The 2,762-nt window shown below is 58.9% G+C and carries 4 protein-coding genes; 1 reads left to right on the forward strand and 3 read right to left on the reverse strand.

The features are described from left to right. The coding region (locus tag Y704_RS24215; protein WP_216699012.1) for a LysM peptidoglycan-binding domain-containing protein at nt 1-469 on the forward strand (469 nt) is incomplete at its 5' end. 292 nt (nt 470-761) lie between these two features. Here Y704_RS24215 and Y704_RS0117640 read toward each other — a convergent pair. From Y704_RS0117640 to Y704_RS0117650, 3 genes are all read right to left on the reverse strand, one after another. Next, on the reverse strand, nt 762-1,646 hold the full coding sequence (locus Y704_RS0117640) for an IS3 family transposase (protein WP_081747744.1): 885 nt from the start codon (nt 1,644-1,646) through the stop codon (nt 762-764). A 5-nt stretch (nt 1,647-1,651) separates the two neighbouring features. Continuing rightward, nucleotides 1,652-1,951 carry a transposase gene (locus Y704_RS0117645; RefSeq protein WP_026551083.1) on the reverse strand — a complete coding sequence of 100 codons (300 nt, stop codon included), beginning with the start codon at nt 1,949-1,951 and terminating at the stop codon, nt 1,652-1,654. Between the two features lie 127 nt (nt 1,952-2,078). Beyond that, entirely contained in the window at nt 2,079-2,420 is a 342-nt protein-coding gene (locus tag Y704_RS0117650; RefSeq protein WP_026551084.1) for a hypothetical protein, read from the reverse strand. Nucleotides 2,421-2,762: the final 342 nt, after the last annotated feature.

A 2,762-nucleotide genomic window follows, 5' to 3' on the forward strand; every position in this document is an offset into this window, starting at 1 on the left:
CGTTATCAACATGTCCGAAAATTTTCATGCAGCGCGCCACCGTGCCACTCCGGCTCTCACCCACGGGCTGAAGTCCGTGTCGAAGGCTGTTTCTTCCCACGCCGGGGGAGTGGGCCGTCCCGCTGCCGCGTTCGCGGCGGCGTCGGCGCTGCTGCTCGGGGTCGGTGCCCCCGCCCAAGCCTCTGCCACGGCCAACGAGCCCGCCGCGGTTGCCGCTGCCAGCACTGCTGCGCCGGCCCCGACCGGCGCCAGCGCCGAACCCGAGGTGGTGACCGGCGCCTCAAGTCACACGGTTCAGTCCGGTGACACGCTGAATTCGATCGCCACCATGTATGGGGTTGGTCTGGAGACTGACTATGTCAACCTAAGCGGGACCCATGGGGGCGGTCTAAGTGGGACCCACTGCTTAGTGTGTGCAGTACCGGAGGGATCTTCTTCGGGACCAAGAATTCCCCTAGTGAACCACTGACACGTCTGGGGGCCGGGGTGTGAGGATTGGCAGCGAGAAAGGCCCGTGTGTGGCCAGGCTTCGGGTAGTTGAACAGAAGTCACCCAGTACGACGCCTGCGGCAACGCCTTGTTCAAAGCGGGCGGGATCGACAGCTAAGAGAGTTGTGGTGGATTGTCACGGGCGTGTGCCTGCAGCTTGTGAGGCGGTTCGTGTCGATCAGCGAGGGAGGAACCTGATGCAAATGTGAGGTGTGTCAAGTAAGTGATGAGGTGTGTCAAGTAAGTGAGACACGGGATAGTCGTTTTTCGGGTTAAGCGGCAGTCTTTTGCTGCAGCTGGTTTTGACGGTAGTTGGCCAGTGCCGTTGCCGGCGGTAGTCCGGCGTTTATGGTGTGGGGTCTCCACCGGTTGTAGAACACCTCGATATAGCGCATGACGGCCGTCCTGGCGGCCTTGTGGGTTTGGAAGCTGTAGTGGTGGTAGAACTCATTTTTCAGGGTGGAGAAGAAAGACTCCGCGACGGCGTTGTCCCAGCATTGACCGGTCATTCCCATGGACTGGCGGATCTGGTTGCCCCGGCACCAGGAGCCGAAGGCCTTGGACGTGTATTGCGATCCGTGGTCGGAGTGGAAAATAGCGCCGGTCTGAAGATGCCCGTGGTCCCGGGCCATCGTCATCGCGTCGATGATGAGCGTGGTCTTCATGTGTGGGGCCATGGACCAGCCGATGACCATCCGGGTGTAGAGATCGATGACGGTCGCCAGGTAAAGCCAGCCCTGGTCGGTGCGTAGGTAGGTAATGTCACCGACGAGTTTCGTCCCGGGTGCCTGCGCGGTGAAGTCGCGTTTGAGGAGGTCCTCGAAGATCGGTGCAGAATCGTCGCTGATGGTGGTGCGTTTGAAGGCTCGCATTCTCTTGGCCTGCCACCCGTTCTCGGCCATGATCGCTGCGACCGTGCCCACGGAGACTTCCGTTCCCGCGGCAGTGAGTTTCTGCTGGACCATCCGGTGCCCGGCGATCTGCTCAGAGGCCTTGAAAACCACCTGTACGGCCTTGGTGAGCTGTTCATGCCTGACCGTCGTGGCGGTTGGTTGTGTTTCCAGGGAGCGGTAGTAGGAAGCTCTGGGTACGTTCAGCTGGTCGCACATCCAGGTGACGTCTTCGGTGGCGCTCTGCGCGTGGATAACGGTGAACAACTCCTCTACCGTTGTCCTGCTGCGAAGAACGCCGAAACTTTTTTTAGGAATTCGTTGGACCTTTCCAGCTCACGGTTGCGTGCTTCGAGGGCCTTGTATTTTTGCCAGTCCACCGGCCCTGGCATCCCGTCATCGTGCTCGGGGTGCTCAAGTTTGAAATCCTTTACCCACCGGCGCAGCGCCCCATCGGAAACATCGAGCTGGCGGGCTACGGCCGACACTGATTCCTTCGACGTCAGCACCAGCTCCACAGCATCGGCCTTGAACTCGGCGGTAAAGACCGGCCGAGACTTTTTCTCAGACATAAGCACAATCCTCTCAAACCGTGTCTCACATCATTGATACACCTCAATGATTGGCCCGCCCAATAGAAAAGCCCGCGCTTCGCAGCGCGGGCTTCCCCTTTTAGCAGGCAGTTATTATCAGCGAGGACTAGAGAACGTCCACCACAACAACGAGCACGTTGTCGACGATGGTGACGTCCACGACGTCCTGTACGTCGATGTCGTTGTTGTTCAGGATCTGAATGGTCAGCCCGTTGAGGACGTTGTTCACGTCCACGTCGACGTCGCGGATGATGTTGATGCTTCCATCGGGGCTGAGGATCTGGATCTGATCGATGTCCACCGTGCGGTCGACGTTCACGGCGGCTGCTACCAGTCCACCGATTGCACCTGCGGTCTGGTTCGGTGCTGCCTGCGCCATTCCGGCTCCGCCAAGGGTCAGGGCTCCAGCGAGTGCGACAGTGGTAAGAGTCTTCTTCATGGTCTGCATCGGTTTATCTCCTTCAAAAGACGGTTGGGATGCTTCCCGTTATTTTATCTACGTTACTCCCTGGTAACGAACAAGTAAATTGATCAGCCGACTTATTAGTTTCGAGCCGTACTGCTTGACACCTCAATCGTGGGACAGGTGGGGCTCATCGTCCTGCCCGGACGAGCGTGACTATCGCTGAAACCGTCCACGAGATCATCGACGAGATAGCGTCTCTCACCACAGGGCATGGCTCCCTGCCATCGTTACCAAAGATCTCCCGGCAAACCTTCGATGCTGCACGGCCCGGTGAGGTGGGCCCCGCTTTGACAGGGTGAAGTAACCACATTTCAACCGATCAGG

Origin of the sequence: Arthrobacter sp. Br18 (genome assembly GCF_000520555.1) — a bacterium.
GTDB lineage: Bacteria > Actinomycetota > Actinomycetes > Actinomycetales > Micrococcaceae > Arthrobacter_D.

Coding starts and splice junctions, on each gene's coding strand:
- Y704_RS0117650 (WP_026551084.1), bottom strand. CDS start 2,420: ATGCAGACCATGAAGAAGACTCTTACCACTGTCGCACTCGCTGGAGCC.
- Y704_RS0117645 (WP_026551083.1), bottom strand. CDS start 1,951: ATGTCTGAGAAAAAGTCTCGGCCGGTCTTTACCGCCGAGTTCAAGGCC.